This window comes from Micromonospora haikouensis, from assembly GCF_000876225.1.
Lineage (GTDB): Bacteria > Actinomycetota > Actinomycetes > Mycobacteriales > Micromonosporaceae > Micromonospora > Micromonospora haikouensis.
On record NZ_JXSX01000001.1, the window covers coordinates 2,529,479 to 2,546,507 of the forward strand.

Annotated in this window: 14 protein-coding genes; 6 read left to right on the forward strand and 8 right to left on the reverse strand. The window is 71.3% G+C overall.

Going from position 1 to position 17,029, the window contains the following annotated elements; genetic code table 11:
- The 4 genes from TK50_RS11095 to TK50_RS11110 are packed head-to-tail and all read right to left on the reverse strand — an operon-like array spanning position 1 to position 4,042.
- Positions 1-864, reverse strand: a complete 864-nt coding sequence (locus tag TK50_RS11095) for a ketose-bisphosphate aldolase (RefSeq protein WP_043962661.1) — start codon at positions 862-864, stop codon at positions 1-3.
- Positions 865-896: 32 nt separating this feature from the next.
- Positions 897-1,739, reverse strand: coding sequence for a carbohydrate ABC transporter permease (locus TK50_RS11100; protein ID WP_043962662.1), 843 nt, complete (start codon positions 1,737-1,739; stop codon positions 897-899).
- Between the two features lies 1 nt (position 1,740).
- Positions 1,741-2,697, reverse strand: a complete 957-nt coding sequence (locus TK50_RS11105; protein WP_077936965.1) for a carbohydrate ABC transporter permease — start codon at positions 2,695-2,697, stop codon at positions 1,741-1,743.
- 55 nt (positions 2,698-2,752) lie between these two features.
- Positions 2,753-4,042, reverse strand: coding sequence for an ABC transporter substrate-binding protein (locus tag TK50_RS11110; RefSeq protein WP_043962663.1), 1,290 nt, complete (start codon positions 4,040-4,042; stop codon positions 2,753-2,755).
- A 294-nt stretch (positions 4,043-4,336) separates the two neighbouring features.
- On the opposite strand from TK50_RS11110, the gene TK50_RS11115 reads away from it, so the two are divergent.
- A complete protein-coding gene (locus TK50_RS11115; RefSeq protein ID WP_043962664.1) occupies positions 4,337-5,176 on the forward strand; it encodes a DeoR/GlpR family DNA-binding transcription regulator in 840 nt (279 codons plus the stop codon).
- Here TK50_RS11115 and TK50_RS11120 read toward each other — a convergent pair.
- Together TK50_RS11120 and TK50_RS11125 are read right to left on the reverse strand one after the other, a co-directional pair.
- Positions 5,173-6,090 carry an aldo/keto reductase gene (locus TK50_RS11120; protein ID WP_043962665.1) on the reverse strand — a complete coding sequence of 306 codons (918 nt, stop codon included), beginning with the start codon at positions 6,088-6,090 and terminating at the stop codon, positions 5,173-5,175. The two genes, TK50_RS11115 and TK50_RS11120, sit on opposite strands and share 4 nt — an antisense overlap.
- 8 nt (positions 6,091-6,098) lie before the next feature.
- Positions 6,099-7,022, reverse strand: coding sequence for an oxidoreductase (locus tag TK50_RS11125; RefSeq protein WP_043962666.1), 924 nt, complete (start codon positions 7,020-7,022; stop codon positions 6,099-6,101).
- 87 nt (positions 7,023-7,109) lie between these two features.
- Between TK50_RS11125 and TK50_RS11130 the strand changes: the two genes are divergently transcribed.
- Entirely contained in the window at positions 7,110-7,715 is a 606-nt protein-coding gene (locus TK50_RS11130; protein ID WP_043962667.1) for a TetR/AcrR family transcriptional regulator, read from the forward strand.
- A gap of 89 nt (positions 7,716-7,804) precedes the next feature.
- Positions 7,805-9,337 carry a COG1361 family protein gene (locus tag TK50_RS11135; protein ID WP_043962668.1) on the forward strand — a complete coding sequence of 511 codons (1,533 nt, stop codon included), beginning with the start codon at positions 7,805-7,807 and terminating at the stop codon, positions 9,335-9,337.
- An 84-nt stretch (positions 9,338-9,421) separates the two neighbouring features.
- On the opposite strand, the gene TK50_RS11140 is transcribed toward TK50_RS11135, so the two are convergent.
- Positions 9,422-10,210, reverse strand: a complete 789-nt coding sequence (locus TK50_RS11140; RefSeq protein WP_043962669.1) for a class I SAM-dependent methyltransferase — start codon at positions 10,208-10,210, stop codon at positions 9,422-9,424.
- Between the two features lie 551 nt (positions 10,211-10,761).
- Here TK50_RS11140 and TK50_RS11145 point away from each other — a divergent pair.
- The 3 genes from TK50_RS11145 (at position 10,762) to TK50_RS11155 (ending at position 15,489) form a co-directional block, all read left to right on the forward strand.
- Positions 10,762-12,216 (forward strand): arabinofuranosidase catalytic domain-containing protein, encoded by a 1,455-nt coding sequence (locus TK50_RS11145; protein ID WP_052503688.1) that lies wholly within the window; start codon positions 10,762-10,764, stop codon positions 12,214-12,216.
- 49 nt (positions 12,217-12,265) lie between these two features.
- Positions 12,266-14,188 carry an alpha-L-fucosidase gene (locus TK50_RS34825; protein ID WP_043962670.1) on the forward strand — a complete coding sequence of 641 codons (1,923 nt, stop codon included), beginning with the start codon at positions 12,266-12,268 and terminating at the stop codon, positions 14,186-14,188.
- Between the two features lie 215 nt (positions 14,189-14,403).
- A complete protein-coding gene (locus tag TK50_RS11155; RefSeq protein ID WP_422119924.1) occupies positions 14,404-15,489 on the forward strand; it encodes a lytic polysaccharide monooxygenase in 1,086 nt (361 codons plus the stop codon).
- A gap of 67 nt (positions 15,490-15,556) precedes the next feature.
- Here TK50_RS11155 and TK50_RS11160 read toward each other — a convergent pair whose 3' ends face one another.
- A complete protein-coding gene (locus TK50_RS11160; RefSeq protein ID WP_043962673.1) occupies positions 15,557-16,936 on the reverse strand; it encodes an MBL fold metallo-hydrolase in 1,380 nt (459 codons plus the stop codon).
- Positions 16,937-17,029: the final 93 nt, after the last annotated feature.

Sequence of the window (17,029 nt, forward strand, 5' to 3'; positions counted from 1 at the left end):
TCAGTAGAGCGCGCCCTTGCCGGTGGCGCCGAACAGGTCGATCTTGTGCGCGGCGACCTCCTTCATGGCGTCGAGGCAGGCGGGCTGGATGGCGTTGGGCTCGCGCACCTTCGAGTCGCTGCCCAGGACCTCCCGCATCTTGTCGTGGTAGGCGACCTTGATGTCCGTCGAGATGTTGATCTTGTTGATGCCGATCCGGGCGGCCTCGCGGATCTCGTCGTCCGGGTTGCCGGAGCCGCCGTGCAGCACCAGCGGGATGCCCACCCGGCTCTTGATCTCCTTGAGCAGGTCGAGCTTCAGCTCCGGCTTGAGGTGCGCCGGGTAGAAGCCGTGGAAGGTGCCGATCGCGATGGCGAGGCTGTCGACGCCCGTGGTCTTCACGAAGGTGACCGCGTCGTCCGGGTCGGTGTAGATGATCTCGGCCGCGCCGGCCTCGGCGTAGCTGTCGTTGCCGCCGATCGTGCCCAGCTCGCCCTCCACCGACACGCCCAGGACGTGCGCGGAGTCGGTGACCTTCTTGGTGATGGCGAGGTTCTCGTCGAACGGCTTCAGCGAGCCGTCGATCATCACGGACGTGAAGCCGTACTGGAACGCCTGGAGCATCTGCTCGTAGGTCGCGCCGTGGTCCCAGTGGATCGCGATCGGGACGGTCGAGCTGTGCGCGCGCTCGATGATGCCGGTGATCATCTCGCGGCCGATGTGCCGCACCTCGTCCGGGTGGATCCCGACGATCAGGGGAGCGTTCTTCTCCTCGCTGATCTCCACGATGCCCCGGAACATGGCCCAGTCGCTGATGTTGAACGCGGGCACGGCGAAGCTGTGCTCGTTGGCGACGTCCAGGATCGCCTTGCCGGTCGTCAGCATGTCGGTGTTACTCCTTAGTGCAGAGGGTGTGGTCAGGCCTTCACGGCACCGGCGGTGAGCCCGCCGATGAAGCGCCGCTGGAAGAGGAGGAAGAGCACGAGGACCGGGATGGAGCCGAGGATGCTCATCGCCATCATCTGGTTCCACTCGTACGAGTGCTGGCCCATGAGCAGCTGGATGCCGATGGGCACCGTGCGCATGTCGTTGGTGCGGGTCAGCGTCAGCGCGAACAGGTACTCGTTCCACGAGATCATGAACGTGTAGACCCCGACCGCGATGAGGCCGGGCACCGAGATCGGCACGAGGATGCGCCACAGCGCCGTCCAGCCGGTGCCGCCGTCGACCTTGACCGACTCGTCCAGCTCCTTGGGCAGGGTGTTCAGGTACGCGGTGGTCATGATGATCGCGTACGGCAGGGTGAACACCATGTGGGTGAGGATCAGCCCGGCGTAGGTGTTGTAGAGGCCGAGCGCGACGACGAGCCCGAAGTAGGGGATGACCAGCGTGATCGGCGGCACCGCCTGGACGCTGACGATCACGGCGTTGATGGTCCGCTGGAACGGGAACGTGAAGCGGCTGAACGCGAACCCCGCCAGGACGGCCACCAGCAGCGTCAGGACGGTCACCGCACCCGCGACGATGTAGCTGTTGAGGAAGAACCGCAGCTGCTCGCCGTTGCCCAGGATCTCCCGGTACGCGTCGAACGAGAAGCCATCGGTGATCAACTGCGGCGGGTTTCCGAAGACCTCCCCGTTGCTCTTGAACGAGGTGGAGAGCATCCACAGCACCGGCAGGGCGGCGAACAGCCCGCCGAGGACGAGCCCCGTGACGACGCCGGCCTTCGCGAGGGTGTGCCTCCGCTTGACGCCTGCCATCTCACCGCTCCCTTTGCTGCTGGCGTACGTAGAAGAAGGCCAGGACCATCGTCAGCAGCAGCACGATCACGGCGGCGGCCGAGGCGCTCGCGAACTCGTACTCGCTGAAGGCCTGCTTGTAGGTGTAGGTGCTGAGCATCTCGGTGGTGTTCAGCGGCCCGCCGCCGGTCATCATCCAGATCAGCGCGAACTGCTGGGAGGTCCAGATCAGGTCGAGCACCGCCATGCTGACGATCACCGGCCGCAGCTGCGGCAGCGTCACGTTGAGGAACCGCCGCAGCGGGCCGGCCCCGTCCACGGCGGCGGCCTCGTACAGGTCGGCGGAGATGCCCTGCAACGCGGCGAGCAGGCTGATCATGAAGAACGGGTAGCCGGACCAGATGTTGGCGAACGTGACCGCCCAGAGCGCCGTGCCCGGGTCGCCGAGCCAGTTCACGCCCTCCTGCACGAGGCCGAGCGTCTGCAGCACGTAGTTGACCACGCCGGCCGGGTCGAGCAGCAGCCGCCAGATGACGGCGATCACCGCGATCGTGAACAGCCAGGGCAGGATGTAGACGATCCGGAAGATCGCCTTGGTGACCCCGCTCAGCAACTGCGTGTTGAGCATCATCGCGAAGGCGAGGCCGAGGACCAGGTGGGCGACGGTGCTGACCGAGATGAAGACGGCGGTGTTCTTCAACGCGGCCAGGAAGTCCAGGTCGGTGAGCACCTTGGCGTAGTTGGCGAACCCGACGAACACCGGGTTCTCCTGGACGATCACGTTGTCCCGGAACGAGTAGCCGACCACCATGACGATGGGGACGATCATCAGGACCACGACCAGCACGATCGTGGGGGACAGGTAGGCGTACGGGATCAGGCGCCGGGCCGGGTTGGCGCGGGCCCGGCCGGGGGTGGCCCGCTCGGCCGGCGGCGCGCCCTGCGGCGCGGTCACGGGCTCGACGTGCGCGGATGTCATCGCTGTCTCCTTGGTCGGGCGCCGCGCCGGTGGACCGGCGCGGCGCCCGGGTGGACTAACCGATCACCGAGGTCCAGGACTCCTGCGACTTGCTCAGGGCGTCGTCGACGCTCTGCTTGCCGGTCAGCACGAGCTGGAGCTGCTCGTCGAAGCTGCGCATGAGGTCCTCGGCCTTGGGCAGGCCGACGAACTCGTTGGCCGGGTAGCCCTGCTTGTAGATGTCGAAGGCCGACTTGAACAGCGGGTCGCTGTTGCTGAAGTCGGGCTCGGCGTTCTTGTTGCCGGGGAAGCCGTTGGCGATGGTGCTCAGCTTCGCGTTGGTCTCCTGGCTCATCAGGTAGGAGACGAACTTGAACGCCTCGGCCTTGTGCTTGGTGGAGTTGGAGATGCCGATGCCCCACGACGCGTACGGGATGCCGCGCTTGCCGGTGTAGCCGTCCTCGGCCGGCAGGGCCGCCACCTCGAAGTTCAGGTCCGGCTTGTTCTTCTTGATCAGGTTGATGTGCGCGAGTGAGTCGATCATCATGCCGACCTGGCCGTTGGTGAACTTCTCGACCTTGTCCTGCTCCTTCATGGTGAGGGAGCCGGGGGCGATGACGCCGGCGTCGTTGAGGCTCTTGACGAACTCGACGGTGCTCTTGACCTGGGGGCTGGTCAGGTTCGGCTTGCCGTCGGTCAGCATGCTGCCGCCCGAGGCCCACAGCCAGGACATGACGTCGTTCTGGATGCCGTTGGGCACGGCGGTGTCGAGCGGGAGCGCCCAGCCCTTGACGTTGTCGCCGGTGGCGCTGATCTTCTTCGCCGCGTCGAGGAACTCGCTGCGCGTGGCGGGCACGTCCGCGACGCCGGCCTTGGTCAACAGGTCCTTGTTGACGAAGAGCGGGTAGACGAAGTTGACGACCGGGATCATGTAGGTCTTGCCGTCGAGCTGGATCTGGCTGGCGAGCTGGCTGGAGTCGTAGTTCGCGTCCGTCATCAGCTTGGACATGTCGGCGATCGCGCCCTGCTTGGCGAAGTCGTTGACCCAGGCCCCGTCGAGGCCGACCACGTCGGGCAGCGTCTTGGACGCCGCGGCGGTGACGAGCTGCTGCTTGGTGGAGGCGTACGGCGCGCTGAGCAGCTTGATCTTGATGTTCGGGTTCTGCGCCGTGAAGTCGTTGATGATCTTGTCAAAGTCCCCGGCCGGGAGTTCGGCACCCCACCACTGGGCGAACTCCAGCGTGACGGTGCCGTCCGCGGCGGCGTCCCCCGAGTCGCCCGAGCCGCACGCCGCGACGGTGGCGACCGTTGCAGCCACCGTCACCGCCCCTATCAGTCGCTTCAGCCGGGTAGCGCGAGTCGTCATGGCGGGCTCCTTCTATATCTAGATCTTTCTGTTCTGTGCTGTGTTGGCGGCCACGTTAGCAGCGTGTTACGGATGGAGACAAGAGAAGAACAGCAGAAAACTGCGGAGTGCGGCATAGTGCGGCGCTGCAAGGTCGACTGGCTGCCCTGCGGGTCCGCGAAGAACCTGCCTGCACGCAGGTGGAGACCGCTTCGACTGCTCTGCGGAGGCGGGCTGCTCCCTGCTGTTCTGTGCGGCGATGCGCGTGGGTGGGCCGCATTTGTGGCATACTGCCGCACTGATGGAGGGAGATCAGTGACCGAGGACAGGGACGAACGGCAGCGCCACCTGCCCGCCGGACGCAAGGCCCAGCTTGCCGCGTACGTCGCCGACGCCGGCCAGGTCACGGTGGGCGAGCTGGCGGAGCGCTTCGGCGTCTCCATCGACACCGTGCGGCGCGACCTGGACCAGCTCAGCGCCGAGGGTGTCCTCGTGCGCACGTACGGCGGCGCCGTCAGCCTCGCCACGGTCTCCCGCACCGACCGGGCCGTCGACCAGCGGCTCACCTTCCAGGAACGCGAGAAGGAGAAGATCGCGACGCTGGCCGCGGGGCTGGTCCAGGACGGCTCGACCATCATGATCAACGGCGGGACGACCACGCTCGCGCTCGCCCGCAACCTGCGCCAGCACCGCGACCTCACGGTGGCGACGAACAACCTGCTGGTGCCCGGCGCGCTGCCGGCCACGGCCGTCCGCGACATCTACATCTTCGGCGGCGCGGTGCGCTCGCTCACCCTGGCCACGGTCGGCCCGGTCAGCTTCCGCGCCAACACCGGCGCCGAGCTGGACGTCAGCTGCGACCTGGCGCTGATCGGCGTCGGCGCGGTCGACGCCGACGCCGGCTACACGACGAGCAACCTCGCCGAGGCCGCGATGATGCAGGAGATGCTCTCCCGCGCGACCCGGGTGGCGATCCTCGCCGACTCGTCCAAGTTCGGCCGCCGGCTGTTCGCCCAGGTGTCGGAGCTGGGCGTCGCCGACTACCTGGTCACCGACCGGATGCCGGCACCCGAGATGCGGGACGCCCTGGAGGCGAACGAGGTGGAACTGGTCGTCCCGGCGAACCCGCCCCGACCGCGCGAGGCCAAAGGCTAGGCCCAGGGCAGCCGCGACCGGTCGGCCCAGTAGCGGTCGGCGGGCACGGCCAGGCCCGCCCACCGGTCGGGGTCGCCGGTGCACTCCTGCGCCCGCAGGTTCGAGGCCAACTGGTCGCCGGTCGCGGCCCCGGAGAGCACGACGGTCGCCCAGGGCTGGCGCAGCGCCGCCGCGAGCGCGGCGGCGTCGCCGGGCGCGTGCTCGCCCACGGCGAGCCGGCCGTTGGCCAGCGCCTCCTTCACGACGACCAGGCAGCCGGCCCCGTGCGCCTCGCCCAGCGCCGGGCCGGCGCTGGGCTCCAGGAGATTCCAGGTCGCCTGCACGCTGCGGAACAGCGGCCGACCGTCGACCCGGACGCCGAGCGCCGCCCGGATCGTCTCGGCCTGCGCCGGGCCGCTGGTCGACAGCCCGACCACCGTGCCCTGCGCGGCGAGGTCGGCGAGCCGCCGGTGCAGGTCCGCGTCGCGCAGGGCGGGGCTGTCCGGGGTGACCGAGTGGATCTGGTAGAGGTCGAGGCGGTCGCCGAGCAGCGCCCGCGTCTCGCCGAGCTGCCGGGTGAACGTGGCGACGCCGTGGTCCTTGGTCTCGTGCACCTCGGCGTCGACCCGCCACCCGGCCGTGTAGGTGTAGCCCCACTTGCTGCCGACGACGACGTCGTCCGCGTCCGGCCGGGCGCGCAGCCACTGGGCCAGGAACTCCTCGGCCCGGCCGTAGGAGCGGGCGACGTCGACGTAGCGGATGCCGGCCGCGTACGCCTGGTCGAGCAGTTCGTGGGCGCGGGCCCGCATCGCCTCGACGGAGCGCTCGGCCGGCAGGTCGGCGGCCCGGCCCAGGTTGATGTAGCCCGGTCGGCCGACGGCCGCCAGCCCCAGCCCGATGCGCGGGGCCCCGGCCAGCCGCTCGACGATGTCCATGATCCCATCTAACACCCCGGCGCGACGTCCACTCCGGTGAGCTGCGCGGAGCGGGCCCACAGCCGCGCCGCGAGGTCGGGATCGGTGGCCGCCCCGGCGAGCGTCTCGAACGTCGGCCGGGCCGGGCGTGGCGGCCGACCCGGTCCGATGTGCCGGCCGGTGGGCGCCGCAGGCTCGGTGGCGGCGTAGAGGATCGGCGTCACGGCCTCGTCGACCGGCCGGCTCAGGAACAGCCTCAGCAGCGCTCCGACCGCGCGGATCAGGGGCGGCGAGTCGCGGTCCAGGTCGGTCCTGGCCACGCCGGGATGGGCGAGCAGGCTGCGCACCGGGGAGTCGGCGGCGCGCAGGCGGCGGTCGAGTTCCAGGGCGAAGAGCACGTTGGCGAGCTTGGAGGTGGCGTACGCGCCGCTCCGGGAGTAGCGGCGCTCGGCGGCGAGATCGTCGAGGTCGAGGCGGCCCAGCCGGTAGAGGCCGGAGGCGACGGTGACCACGACCGGGTCGCGTCCCTCGGCCAGCCGGTCGAGGAGCAGGCCGGTGAGCGCGAAGTGTCCCAGGTGGTTGGTCGCGAGTTGGCTCTCCACCCCCTGCGGGCTCAGCCGTCGGGGCACGTTGCCGATGCCGCCGTTGTTGACGAGCGCGTCGACGGTGACCCGCTCGGCGCGCAGGCCGTCGGCGAACCGGCGCGCGGTGTCGAGGTCGAGCAGGTCCAGGTGGCGGACGTCGAGGTCCGCCTTCGGGTGCTCGGCGCGCAGTCGGTCGCGTACGCGATCGCCCTTGCCGGTGTCGCGGACCGCCATGATCACGCGGGCCCCGCGTGCCGCGAGGTGGCGGGTGATCGCGACCCCGAGGCCACTGCTGGCGCCGGTGACGACGATCGTGCGGCCGGTCTGGTCGCGCAGGTCGGCGATGTTCCAGGTGGCGGCGTGAGCCATGGACCCCTCCCGAGAGTTAAGTGGATTACGTATCCGATTCAAGGCTACCCGAAGCGGATTGTCAATCCGGTTCGGTAGGCTGGCGGGGTGACCACGCCACGTCGTGCCGACGCCGCCCGCAACCGCGACCGGGTGCTGGCGACCGCCCGACTCGCGGTGGCCTCGGGCGACCTGTCCCTGCAGCACAACGACCTCGCCCGCCGGGCCGGGACCGGCGTCGGCACCGTCTACCGGCACTTCCCGACCCGCCGCGCCCTGCTGGAGGCCCTCGCCGAGGACACCTTCACCGCGCTGCTCGACGACGCCCGGTCCGCGAGGCACCACGACGACCCGGGGACCGGCGTCGAGATCCTCCTGCGGGCGCTCCTGACGCGCCAGCTGGCCGACCCGGCGTTCGCCGAGGTGATCGCCGGGGAACCGGAGCAGGACGCCGACCCCGGCACCACCGCCCGCCGCGCCGAACTCGGTGAGCTGGCCCGGGCCGTGCTCGACGACGCCCGACGGGCCGGCACGCTGCGCCCCGACCTCACCGAGGACGACCTGCGTCATCTCCTCTGTGGCGTGGCCTTCGCCGTGCGCATCGGCGACGGGCCCGACGAGCGGGCCGACCGCTACCTGCGGGTCCTCCTCGACGGCCTCCGGCCGACGCCGGGCAACCCGGTTGACCGGCGGCGACAGCGTCACCTGCGCTGATCCCGCAGCGCGGTACGGGTCACCACGGCGGCGGAATCCGTGAGAGCCTTTCCGCACCCCCGTCCGCCCTCCCGACCGGAGGCACCGCCATGCACCCGCACCCCGCCCGTCGCTGGCTCGCCGGGCTGGCCGTGGCCGGCGCGCTCGTCGCGACCCCCACCGGCGCCGCCGTCGCCGCCGCACCGGCCGACGAGGTGACGCTCTACGCCAACGACGTGACCGTCGCCCCCGGCGGCCCGCAGAAGTGGGTCTCGCTGCGCGCGCTGCCCGATCGGGCCTTCGGCACGTACACGGTGCGGGTGGACCGCAGCGCGGTCGCCGCGTTCGCCGAGGTCGCCGAGGACGACCGGGGCTCCTGCACGACGGCGGGCGACGTCATCACCTGCTCGATCACCGACGACGGCGAGGATTCGAGCCTGGTCAGCCTGGCGGTGACGGCGCGGGCGGGCGCGGAGCCGGGCCGGCAGGGCACCCTGGCGTTCACGGTGACCGCGCCCGGCGTGGGCACGGCGACCTACGAGTCCACCGTCAGCACGGGCGAGGGGGTCGACCTCGTCGCCGACCGGCAGCTCGCGCTCGACGGCCGGCCCGGTGCCCGGGTCGACGTCCCGCTGGCGGTGACGAACCGGGGCACCAAGGCCGTGCGCGGCGCGGTGCTGTACCTCTCCGGCTCCTACGGGTTCACCCCGGGGAAGCGCTACAGCAACTGCGAGTACGCCGACCCGACCCTCGACGACAGCAGCTTCGCCTGCACCTTCGACGACGAACTGGCTCCCGGCGAGACGGTCCGGGTGGACCCGACGTTCGGCGGGACGATCCCGGCCGACGCCTGGGCCCCGAACCTGCACTACAGCTTCGCCGTGTGGTTCACCCCGGCCGACTGGGCGGAGTTCCGGGCCCAGCACGGGCCGGCCGAGCCGTTCGGCCGCAAGGGCACCGACGCGGCCCTGAAGCTGGTGCCGGCCAGCGGCGCGCAGGCCCGCGCGGCCGGTCAGACCGACACCAACGCGGTGGACAACGAGACCCGGGTCACGCTGACCGTCGCCGGTGACCAGCGCGGCGACGCCGCCGCGCAGGGCGCCACGGTCACCGGCGCGGTCGGTGCCACCGTGCCGATGACCGTCGGCTACCGCAACAACGGCCCGGCGCGCGTCGGGCCCAACGGCCAGCGAGGGCTCAACATCGCCACCATCGTGACGCTGCCCGAGGGCGTCACCGCCGTGACGGTGTCGAAGTCCTGCGTGGACCCGGACGAGGACGAGTGGCAGCCCGGCAAGCCCGGCGCGCGGGTCTACGAGTGCTCCGCCCGGGGCACGATCGGCGAGGGCGAGCGGGTGACGTTCGAGTTCGCGCTGCGCATCGACCGGGCCGGCAGCCGGACCGGCACGGTGAAGCTGCACACCTTCGACGGCGACGGCCCGGTCAAGGACCTCGACCCGACCAACGACACGGCGCAGATCACGGTGAAGCAGGCCGGCGGCACCGGGGGCGGCGACGAAGGGTCGCTGCCGATCACCGGTCTGCCCACCGGCCTGATCGCTGGCCTCGGCGGGCTGCTGGTCGCCGCCGGCGCGGGCGGCTACCTGCTGGCCCGCCGTCGCCGCACCCGCTTCGTCGCCTGACGCGGCACCTGCCCACGACCTGAGCCGGGGCGGGGTCGGGCGGCACCGACCCGCCCCGGCTCGGCCCGGGGCGTCGGTGGGGCGTCAGGCGGGCAGGCCGAGCTGGAGCCAGACCCGGACCCGCTCGGTGACCGTCTCCCGGCCGCCGAGGGCGGCGCGGACCTCGGCGGCGAACTCGGCCCGGCCCTGCGGCGAGGGCAGCCGGTCGGGCGACATCGCGGAGAAGACGCCGCCCACCATGTCGTCGACGGTGAGCGGGGCCTCGTAGCGCACCGACGACTCCACGCACCGGTACCCGGCGACGACGAAGGCGTCCCGGGTGCGGCGGCGGCCCGCCTCGTCGGTCTGACACGTCGCCGTGACCGGCTGCCCGAGCAGCCGATCCAGGCACCGGCGCAGCGCCCGGGACCATTCGGCGTCCTGCGCCCACAGCGGCGCGCCGTTGGTGATCACAGCGACCCCGCCGCCGGGCCGCAGCAGGGGTCGGGCGGAGCGGAACAGGGTATCGCGGTCCATGAAGTGGATGGCGACGGCGACGGTCAGCGCGCCGACGGTTCCCTCACCGAGCAGCCGCCCGAGCGTGGGCAGGTCGCCGTCCGCGCCGAGCAGCCACCCGGCATTGGTCACCCCGGCGTCGAGGGCGGCCCGGCGGGCGAGGGCCAGCATGTCCGGCTCGGGGTCCACACCGATGACGGCTCCCACGCGGGCGGCGAGCGGCAGGGTCAGCTGACCGGTGCCGCAGCCGAGGTCGACGACCCTGTCGCCTGAGTCGAGGCCGAACGCCCCGGCGACGGCGTCGAGAACCTCGGGCGGATAGCCGCGCCGGTGTCTCGCGTAGTAGGTCGCCACCGCACCGCTGAAGCCCGCCGTCATGGCCTCAGCCTGCCCCGGGCACGGGACGGAACGCCAGCAGTTCTGCGCAGGGCATGTGCCGCCCGTTGGGGCGGGCCGTGGGCAGCGCACGGCGAAGCCGTCGTCGCGGTGGGGCGACATGGTGGGGCGTGCCCTTCGCCCACATCGAAACATATGGTGTTAACGTTCACACGGCAAGAGTCGGTTCTTGCAGATCGCTCACCCGCCCCGTGGCCCCGTCGCGCCGACTGTCCCTGGGTGGGCGACCGCTGCGGATCGGTCGTGGGTGGCTCGGTGCGGGAGGAGTCCGTCGACCGGGTCATTGACATCGTCCGATGTGAACGTTAACTTTCTCCTCGGTGCAGCGGCGCGGGTCACCTCCGCTGCCGCCGATCCGGCTGGTAAGCGGCCCCCGGCGTCCGGGCCGCCGGCCACGCCGGTGCCGGCCGCCGGGCCCCCATCGGGCCGCGGTCATCCACCGCCCCTCGGAGTCCGGGTCCCGACAGGCGGCGTACGGGCCCACCCCGTCCGGGCCCGATCCCCTGCACTTCCATCCGTATCTGGAGGGCTCCATGAAACGTGGCGAAGCATGGCGTCGCCTGCCGGGGCTGGTCGCGGCCCTGGCAACGCTGGTCCTGGTCGGCGGCGGCCTGGTCGGCACGCGGTTGGCGACCGCCGCCGCAGCCGGTTGCCAGGTCAGCTACGCGGTCAGCTCGCAGTGGCCGGGCGGCTTCGGCGCGAACGTGACCATCACGAACCTGGGCGACCCGGTCAGCAACTGGCGGCTGACCTGGGACTTCGGGGCCGGGCAGACCGTCACCCAGCTCTGGAACGGCTCCTACACCCAGTCCGGCGCCCAGGTCACCGTCACCAACGTGTCCTACAACGGCAGCATCCCGACCGGGGGCACCACCTCGTTCGGCTTCAACGGCACGGCGAACGGCAGCAACCCCGTGCCCGCCTCGTTCGCGCTCAACGGCACGACCTGCACCGGGGGCGTGACGCCGACCACCCCGCCGACGCCGACCCCGCCGCCGACCACTGCACCGCCGACCACCCCGCCGCCGGCGACGCAACAGCCCTGTGACATCTACGCGGCGGGCAGCACGCCGTGCGTGGCCGCGCACAGCACCACCCGGGCGCTGTACGGCGCGTACAACGGGCCGCTCTACCAGGTGCGGCGCGGGTCGGACAACACCACCCGCGACATCGGCCCGCTCGCGCCCGGCGGGGTCGCCAACGCCGCCGCGCAGGACTCCTTCTGCGCCGGCACCACCTGCCTGATCACCATCATCTACGACCAGTCCGGTCGCGGTAACAAGCTCACCCAGGCCCCGCCCGGTGGGTTCTCCGGCCCCGCCCCGGGTGGCTACGACAACCTCGCCGACGCCACCCTCGCGCCGACCACGGTCGGCGGGCACAAGGCGTACGGCGTCTACGTCGCCCCCGGCACCGGATACCGCAACAACAGCACCAACGGCATCGCCAAGGGTGACCAGCCCGAGGGCATGTACGCCATCCTCGACGGCACGCACTACAACGGCGGCTGCTGCTTCGACTACGGCAACGCCGAGACCAACAGCCGCGACAACGGCAACGGCACCATGGAGGCCATCTACTTCGGCAACAACAAGGTCTGGGGCTACGGCGCCGGCAACGGCCCGTGGATCATGGCCGACCTGGAGAACGGCCTCTTCTCCGGGGTGAACCAGAAGTACAACGCCAACGATCCCAGCATCAGCCACCGCTACCTGACCGCCATCGTCAAGGGTGAGCCGAACCACTGGGCCATCCGGGGCGGCAACGCCCAGTCCGGCGGCCTGTCGACCTTCTACAACGGCGTGCGGCCCAACGTCCCGGGCTACAACCCGATGAAGAAGGAGGGCGCGATCATCCTCGGCATCGGCGGCGACAACAGCCACGGGGCGCGCGGCACCTTCTACGAGGGCGTGATGACCTCCGGGTACCCGTCCGACGCCACCGAGAACGCCGTGCAGGCCAACATCACCGCCGCCGGCTACCGGTAACGCCTCCCGCTGCACGTCCTTTCACCACCGTCCCTCCAGGAGATCATTCATGTCCTCGTCATCCCTCCGGCTGACCCGCCGCGGCCTGCTCGTCGCGAGCGGCGCCACCGGCGTCGCCGCCGCCACCGGCCTGCTCGGCGTCCGCAACGCCCTGGCCACCGCCGGGCCGCAGAGCTACACGCCGACCTGGGCCTCGGTCGACCAGCACCCGCCGGCCGCCGAGTGGTTCCAGGACGGCAAGTTCGGCATCTACTACCACTGGGGCGCGTTCGCCGTCCCCGCGTTCGGCAACGAGTGGTACCCGCGCAACATGTACAACAACGGCTCGTACGAGAACAACCACCACAAGAGCGTGTACGGCGACCCGTCCGCGTGGCCGTACCACAACTTCATCAACGGGGCCCGGGACAAGGCGGGCAACTGGGTGCAGTTCGCGCCGAAGCTCAAGTCCGCCGGCGGCAACTGGGACCCCAACGAGTGGGCGCAACTCTTCGTCGACGCCGGGGCCAAGTTCGCCGGCCCGGTGGCCGAGCACCACGACGGCTACTCGATGTGGAACAGCAGGGTCAACGAGTGGAACTCGGTGGCCACCGGCCCGAAGCTGGACCTGCTGCGGTTGCACGCCGACGCCATCCGCGCCAAGGGCCTCAAGCTGTTCGTCTCGCTGCACCACCAGTGGAACTTCGGCGGCTATTACCAGTATGTGCCGCAGCAGTCCAGCACCACGCTGCGCAAGCTGTACGGGCAGCTCGACAACGCCACCGAGCAGCAGCTGTGGACCGACAAGCTGCGGGAGGTCATCGACGGCTACCAGCCCGACCTGATCTGGCAGGACCTCTACCTGGGCCGGATCGACGAGGCGCGCCGGCTCGACTTCCTGGCGTACTACTACAACAAGGCCGTCGCGTGGAACAAGGACGTGGTGGTCACCTACAAGGACGGGTTCAACAACCGCGGTGAGGTCTACGACTTCGAGCGCGGCGGCCCGGCGGGCATCCAGACCCCGTACTGGCTGACCGACGACAGCGTCTCCAGCAGCAGTTGGTGCTACACCCAGGGCATCGGCTACTACTCGACCACCGCCATGCTGCACGCGCTGATCGACCGGGTCAGCAAGAACGGCACGATGGTGCTCAACGTCGCCCCGACGGCCGACGGCGTCATCCCGTCCGGGCAGCAGACCATCCTGCGGGGCATCGGCGACCACCTCAAGCGGTTCGGCGAGTCCATCTACGGCACCCGGGCCTGGTCCGTCTTCGGCGAGGGCCCCACCCAGATGGGCGGCGGCTCGTTCGTCACGCCGCGCGCGGGCACCAACAAGGACATCCGGTTCACCCGCAACAAGAACAACACCGTCCTGTACGCCACCGTCATGGGCTGGCCGGGCAGCACCCTGACCATCACCACGATGACCTCCAGCCGGGTCAACCTGGCCAACCTGACCGGCGTGCAGCTGCTCGGCTCCACTGCCGGCACCTACATCAACCTGCCCCGGCCCACCCAGGACGGGGGCGGCCTGCACATCACCATGCCGTCGGCGAGCGCGCCGTACAGCGCCCTCGCGTACGTGGTCAAGCTGACCTTCGTCGGCGCGACCCCCACCCCCACCGCGTCGCCGACGGTGGCGCCGACCCCGACGCCGACCGGCACCACCACCCCGCCGCCGGCCGGCCAGGCCACCGCGAAGTACACCGTCACCAACTCCTGGTCCGGTGGCTTCCAGGCCGACGTCACCGTCACCGCCGGGGCGGCACCGATCAACGGTTGGAAGGTGTCCTGGAGCTTCCCGAACGGCCAGGTGATCAACCAGATCTGGAACGGCAGCCACACCCAGAGCGGGTCGAACGTGACGGTCTCCAACGTCGCCTACAACGGCGCGCTCGCCGCGGGGGCCTCCACCACGTTCGGCTTCACCGCCACCTGGAACGGCACCAACAACCCGCCGGCCAGCATCACCTGCACCACCAGCTGACCGTCCGCGACGGCGCCCGCCGGTGACCGGGCCGCTGCGGCACGGGGCGTCCGTGCCCCGCGCCGCGGCGACCCGGACTGGTCAAGATTGACTAGTTTCGATGCATGTGGGAGTCTGCCAGGCAGAGCCGCAGCGGGAGCCACGCAAGCAGGCGCGGGAGTGGGCAACTCCCGACCGTCCGGGTGTCGTCGTCCGACCTTTCCCTGGAGGGCTCCGTGTCCCATCTCGTCCGACCACGTCGCATCCCCCTCGTGGCGTGGCTGCTCGCCGTCGGCGCGGCCGCCGCGCTGCTGCTGACCACCGCGCTGGCCAACCCGGCCGCCGCCCACGGCTCCACCGTCGACCCCGCGTCCCGCAACTACGGCTGCTGGGCCCGCTGGGGCAGCGACTTCCAGAACCCGGCCATGGCCACCGAGGACCCGATGTGCTGGCAGGCCTGGCAGTACAACGCGTCGGCCATGTGGAACTGGAACGGCCTGTACCGCGAGGGCGTCGCCGGCAACCACCAGGCGGCCATCCCCGACGGCCAGCTGTGCAGCGCCGGCCACACCGGCGACGGCCGCTACAACTCCCTCGACGCGCTCGGCGCGTGGAAGACCACCAACGTCTCCAACAGCTTCAAGGTCAAGCTGTGGGACCAGGCCAGCCACGGCGCCGACTACATCCGGGTGTACGTCACCAAGCAGGGCTTCAACGCCCTGACCAAGCCGCTGGCGTGGAGTGACCTGGAGCTGGTCGGCCAGATCGGCAACACCCCGGCGTCGCAGTGGCCGACCAAGGAGAGCCAGGGCGTGTCGATCCAGGTCCCGGCGAACGCGCCTGGGCGCACCGGCCGGCACATCGTCTACACGATCTGGCAGGCCAGCCACTCGGACCAGTCCTACTACCTGTGCAGCGACGTGAACTTCGGCGGCACGACCACCCCGCCGACCACCACGCCGCCGACCACCACGCCGACCACGGCTCCGCCCACCACCCCGCCCGCGACCACGCCGCCGGCCTCCGCCGGTTGCTCGGCCGTCTACAAGTCCACCGGGCAGTGGTCCGGCGGCTTCCAGGGCGAGGTCGAGGTGACCGCCGGCAGCAGCCCGATCCGGGGCTGGACGGTCACCTGGACGTGGTCCGGCGGGCAGCAGATCGCCTCCTCCTGGAGTGCCACGGTCACCACAAGCGGGTCGACCGTGACCGCCCGCAACGCCAGCTACAACGGCACGCTGGCGGCCGGGGGGAAGGCCAGCTTCGGCTTCACCGGCTCGGGGGCGGCCAGCACCCCGACGCTGAGCTGCACCGCGACGGCCTGACCGACGGCCGGGCCGCCCCCGATCCCATGTCGGGGGCGGCCCGGCCCGTGGCCGCTCCCGCCGGCGGTCAGACCTGTGCGTACGCGGCCCGCCAGGCGCCGTAGCCGCCGAGCAGGTCGGAGACGTCGCGCCGGCCGGCGCTGCGCAGCAGGCTGGCCGCGACCGAGGAGCGGTAGCCCCCGGCGCAGTGCACGACCACGGGCCGGTCGGCGGGCACCTCGTCGAGCCGACGGGTCAGCTCGGCCAGCGGGATGTGCAGCGAACCGGCGATGGCCCCCTGCTCCCGCTCCCCGATGTTGCGGACGTCCAGCACGACCGGCGGCTCGGCGCGGTCGAGCGCCGCGCGCAGCTCCGTCGCCGTCACCCGGCTGGCCCGGCTCGTCTCGGACGCCAGCTCGGCCAGGGTCGCCCCCGCGTCGCGCAGGTGGCCGAGGACCCGGTCGAAGCCGATCCGGGCGAGCCGTACGACGATCTCCTCCTCGCGGCCCTCCGGCGCCACGACGAGCACTGCACGGTCGGGGGCCACCACGCTGCCGGCGGTCTCGGCGAACCGGCCGTCGGCCGGGATGTTGATCGCCCCGGCGACGTGCCCGGCGGCGAACTCCTGCGGGTCGCGGGCGTCGACGACGACCGCGCCGTCGGCGCGGGCCCCGGCGAACTCGGCGGCGGTGAGCGGGCGGGCCGTGGCGCGGGAGTCGAACAGCTCGTGCGCCCGCCGGTTGAGCACGGCGTCGAACGCGAAGTAGCCCGGCGCGGCCGGCTGGCCCCCGGTGACCAGGGCGAGGAACTGCCCCTGGCTCATCGGCGCGCAGGCGTAGTTGGTGCGGCGCTGCTCGCCGATGGTGGACTGCCGCTCGGTGGAGAGGTTCTTGCCGCACGCGGAGCCCGCCCCGTGCGCGGGGAAGACCCGCACCTCGTCGGGGAGGCCCATCAGCTTGCGCTGCACGCTGTCGTAGAGCATCGCGCCCAGCTCCTCAGCGGTGACGCCGAGGGACGCGAGCAGGTCGGGGCGGCCGACGTCGCCGATGAACAGCGCGTCGCCGGTGAGGACGCCGTGCGGCACCGGGTCGGCGGCGTGCTCGTAGACCAGGACGCTGATCGACTCCGGGGTGTGGCCCGGGGTCTCCATGATCTCCAGGGTGACGTCGCCGAGGCTGATCCGCTCGCCGTCGGCGAGCTTGCGGATCGGGTACTCGGTCTCGGCGCGCCGGCCGTAGCCGATCCACGCGCCCGTCGCGGCGGCGACCTCCAGGTGGCCGGCGAGGAAGTCCGCGTGGAAGTGAGTGTTGATCACTCCCTCGATGGTCAGCCCGTGCGCCCGCGCGTCGGCGAGGTATTCGCCGATGTCGCGGCGGGGGTCGACCAGCACGGCCCGGCCGGTGCGCTCGTCGGCGACGAGGTAGGACGCCTGGGACAGGCAGTCGAGGTAGTACTGCGTGAACAACATGGGCCGGTCTCCTCTGCGGTGATGGTCGGCGGGTACACCGACTGTAGCGCATACCCCTGGGGGTATATTCCAGGCCGAGGGACCCGCCCTTCC

Excerpts from the sequence above, each read along its gene's own strand:
- TK50_RS11160 (WP_043962673.1), bottom strand. The coding sequence starts at position 16,936 with ATGTTGTTCACGCAGTACTACCTCGACTGCCTGTCCCAGGCGTCCTAC.
- TK50_RS11120 (WP_043962665.1), bottom strand. The coding sequence starts at position 6,090 with ATGGACATCGTCGAGCGGCTGGCCGGGGCCCCGCGCATCGGGCTGGGG.
- TK50_RS34825 (WP_043962670.1), top strand. The coding sequence starts at position 12,266 with ATGTCCTCGTCATCCCTCCGGCTGACCCGCCGCGGCCTGCTCGTCGCG.
- TK50_RS11095 (WP_043962661.1), bottom strand. The coding sequence starts at position 864 with ATGCTGACGACCGGCAAGGCGATCCTGGACGTCGCCAACGAGCACAGC.
- TK50_RS11140 (WP_043962669.1), bottom strand. The coding sequence starts at position 10,210 with ATGACGGCGGGCTTCAGCGGTGCGGTGGCGACCTACTACGCGAGACAC.
- TK50_RS11145 (WP_052503688.1), top strand. The coding sequence starts at position 10,762 with ATGAAACGTGGCGAAGCATGGCGTCGCCTGCCGGGGCTGGTCGCGGCC.
- TK50_RS11135 (WP_043962668.1), top strand. The coding sequence starts at position 7,805 with ATGCACCCGCACCCCGCCCGTCGCTGGCTCGCCGGGCTGGCCGTGGCC.
- TK50_RS11100 (WP_043962662.1), bottom strand. The coding sequence starts at position 1,739 with ATGGCAGGCGTCAAGCGGAGGCACACCCTCGCGAAGGCCGGCGTCGTC.
- TK50_RS11125 (WP_043962666.1), bottom strand. The coding sequence starts at position 7,022 with ATGGCTCACGCCGCCACCTGGAACATCGCCGACCTGCGCGACCAGACC.
- TK50_RS11105 (WP_077936965.1), bottom strand. The coding sequence starts at position 2,697 with ATGACATCCGCGCACGTCGAGCCCGTGACCGCGCCGCAGGGCGCGCCG.
- TK50_RS11110 (WP_043962663.1), bottom strand. The coding sequence starts at position 4,042 with ATGACGACTCGCGCTACCCGGCTGAAGCGACTGATAGGGGCGGTGACG.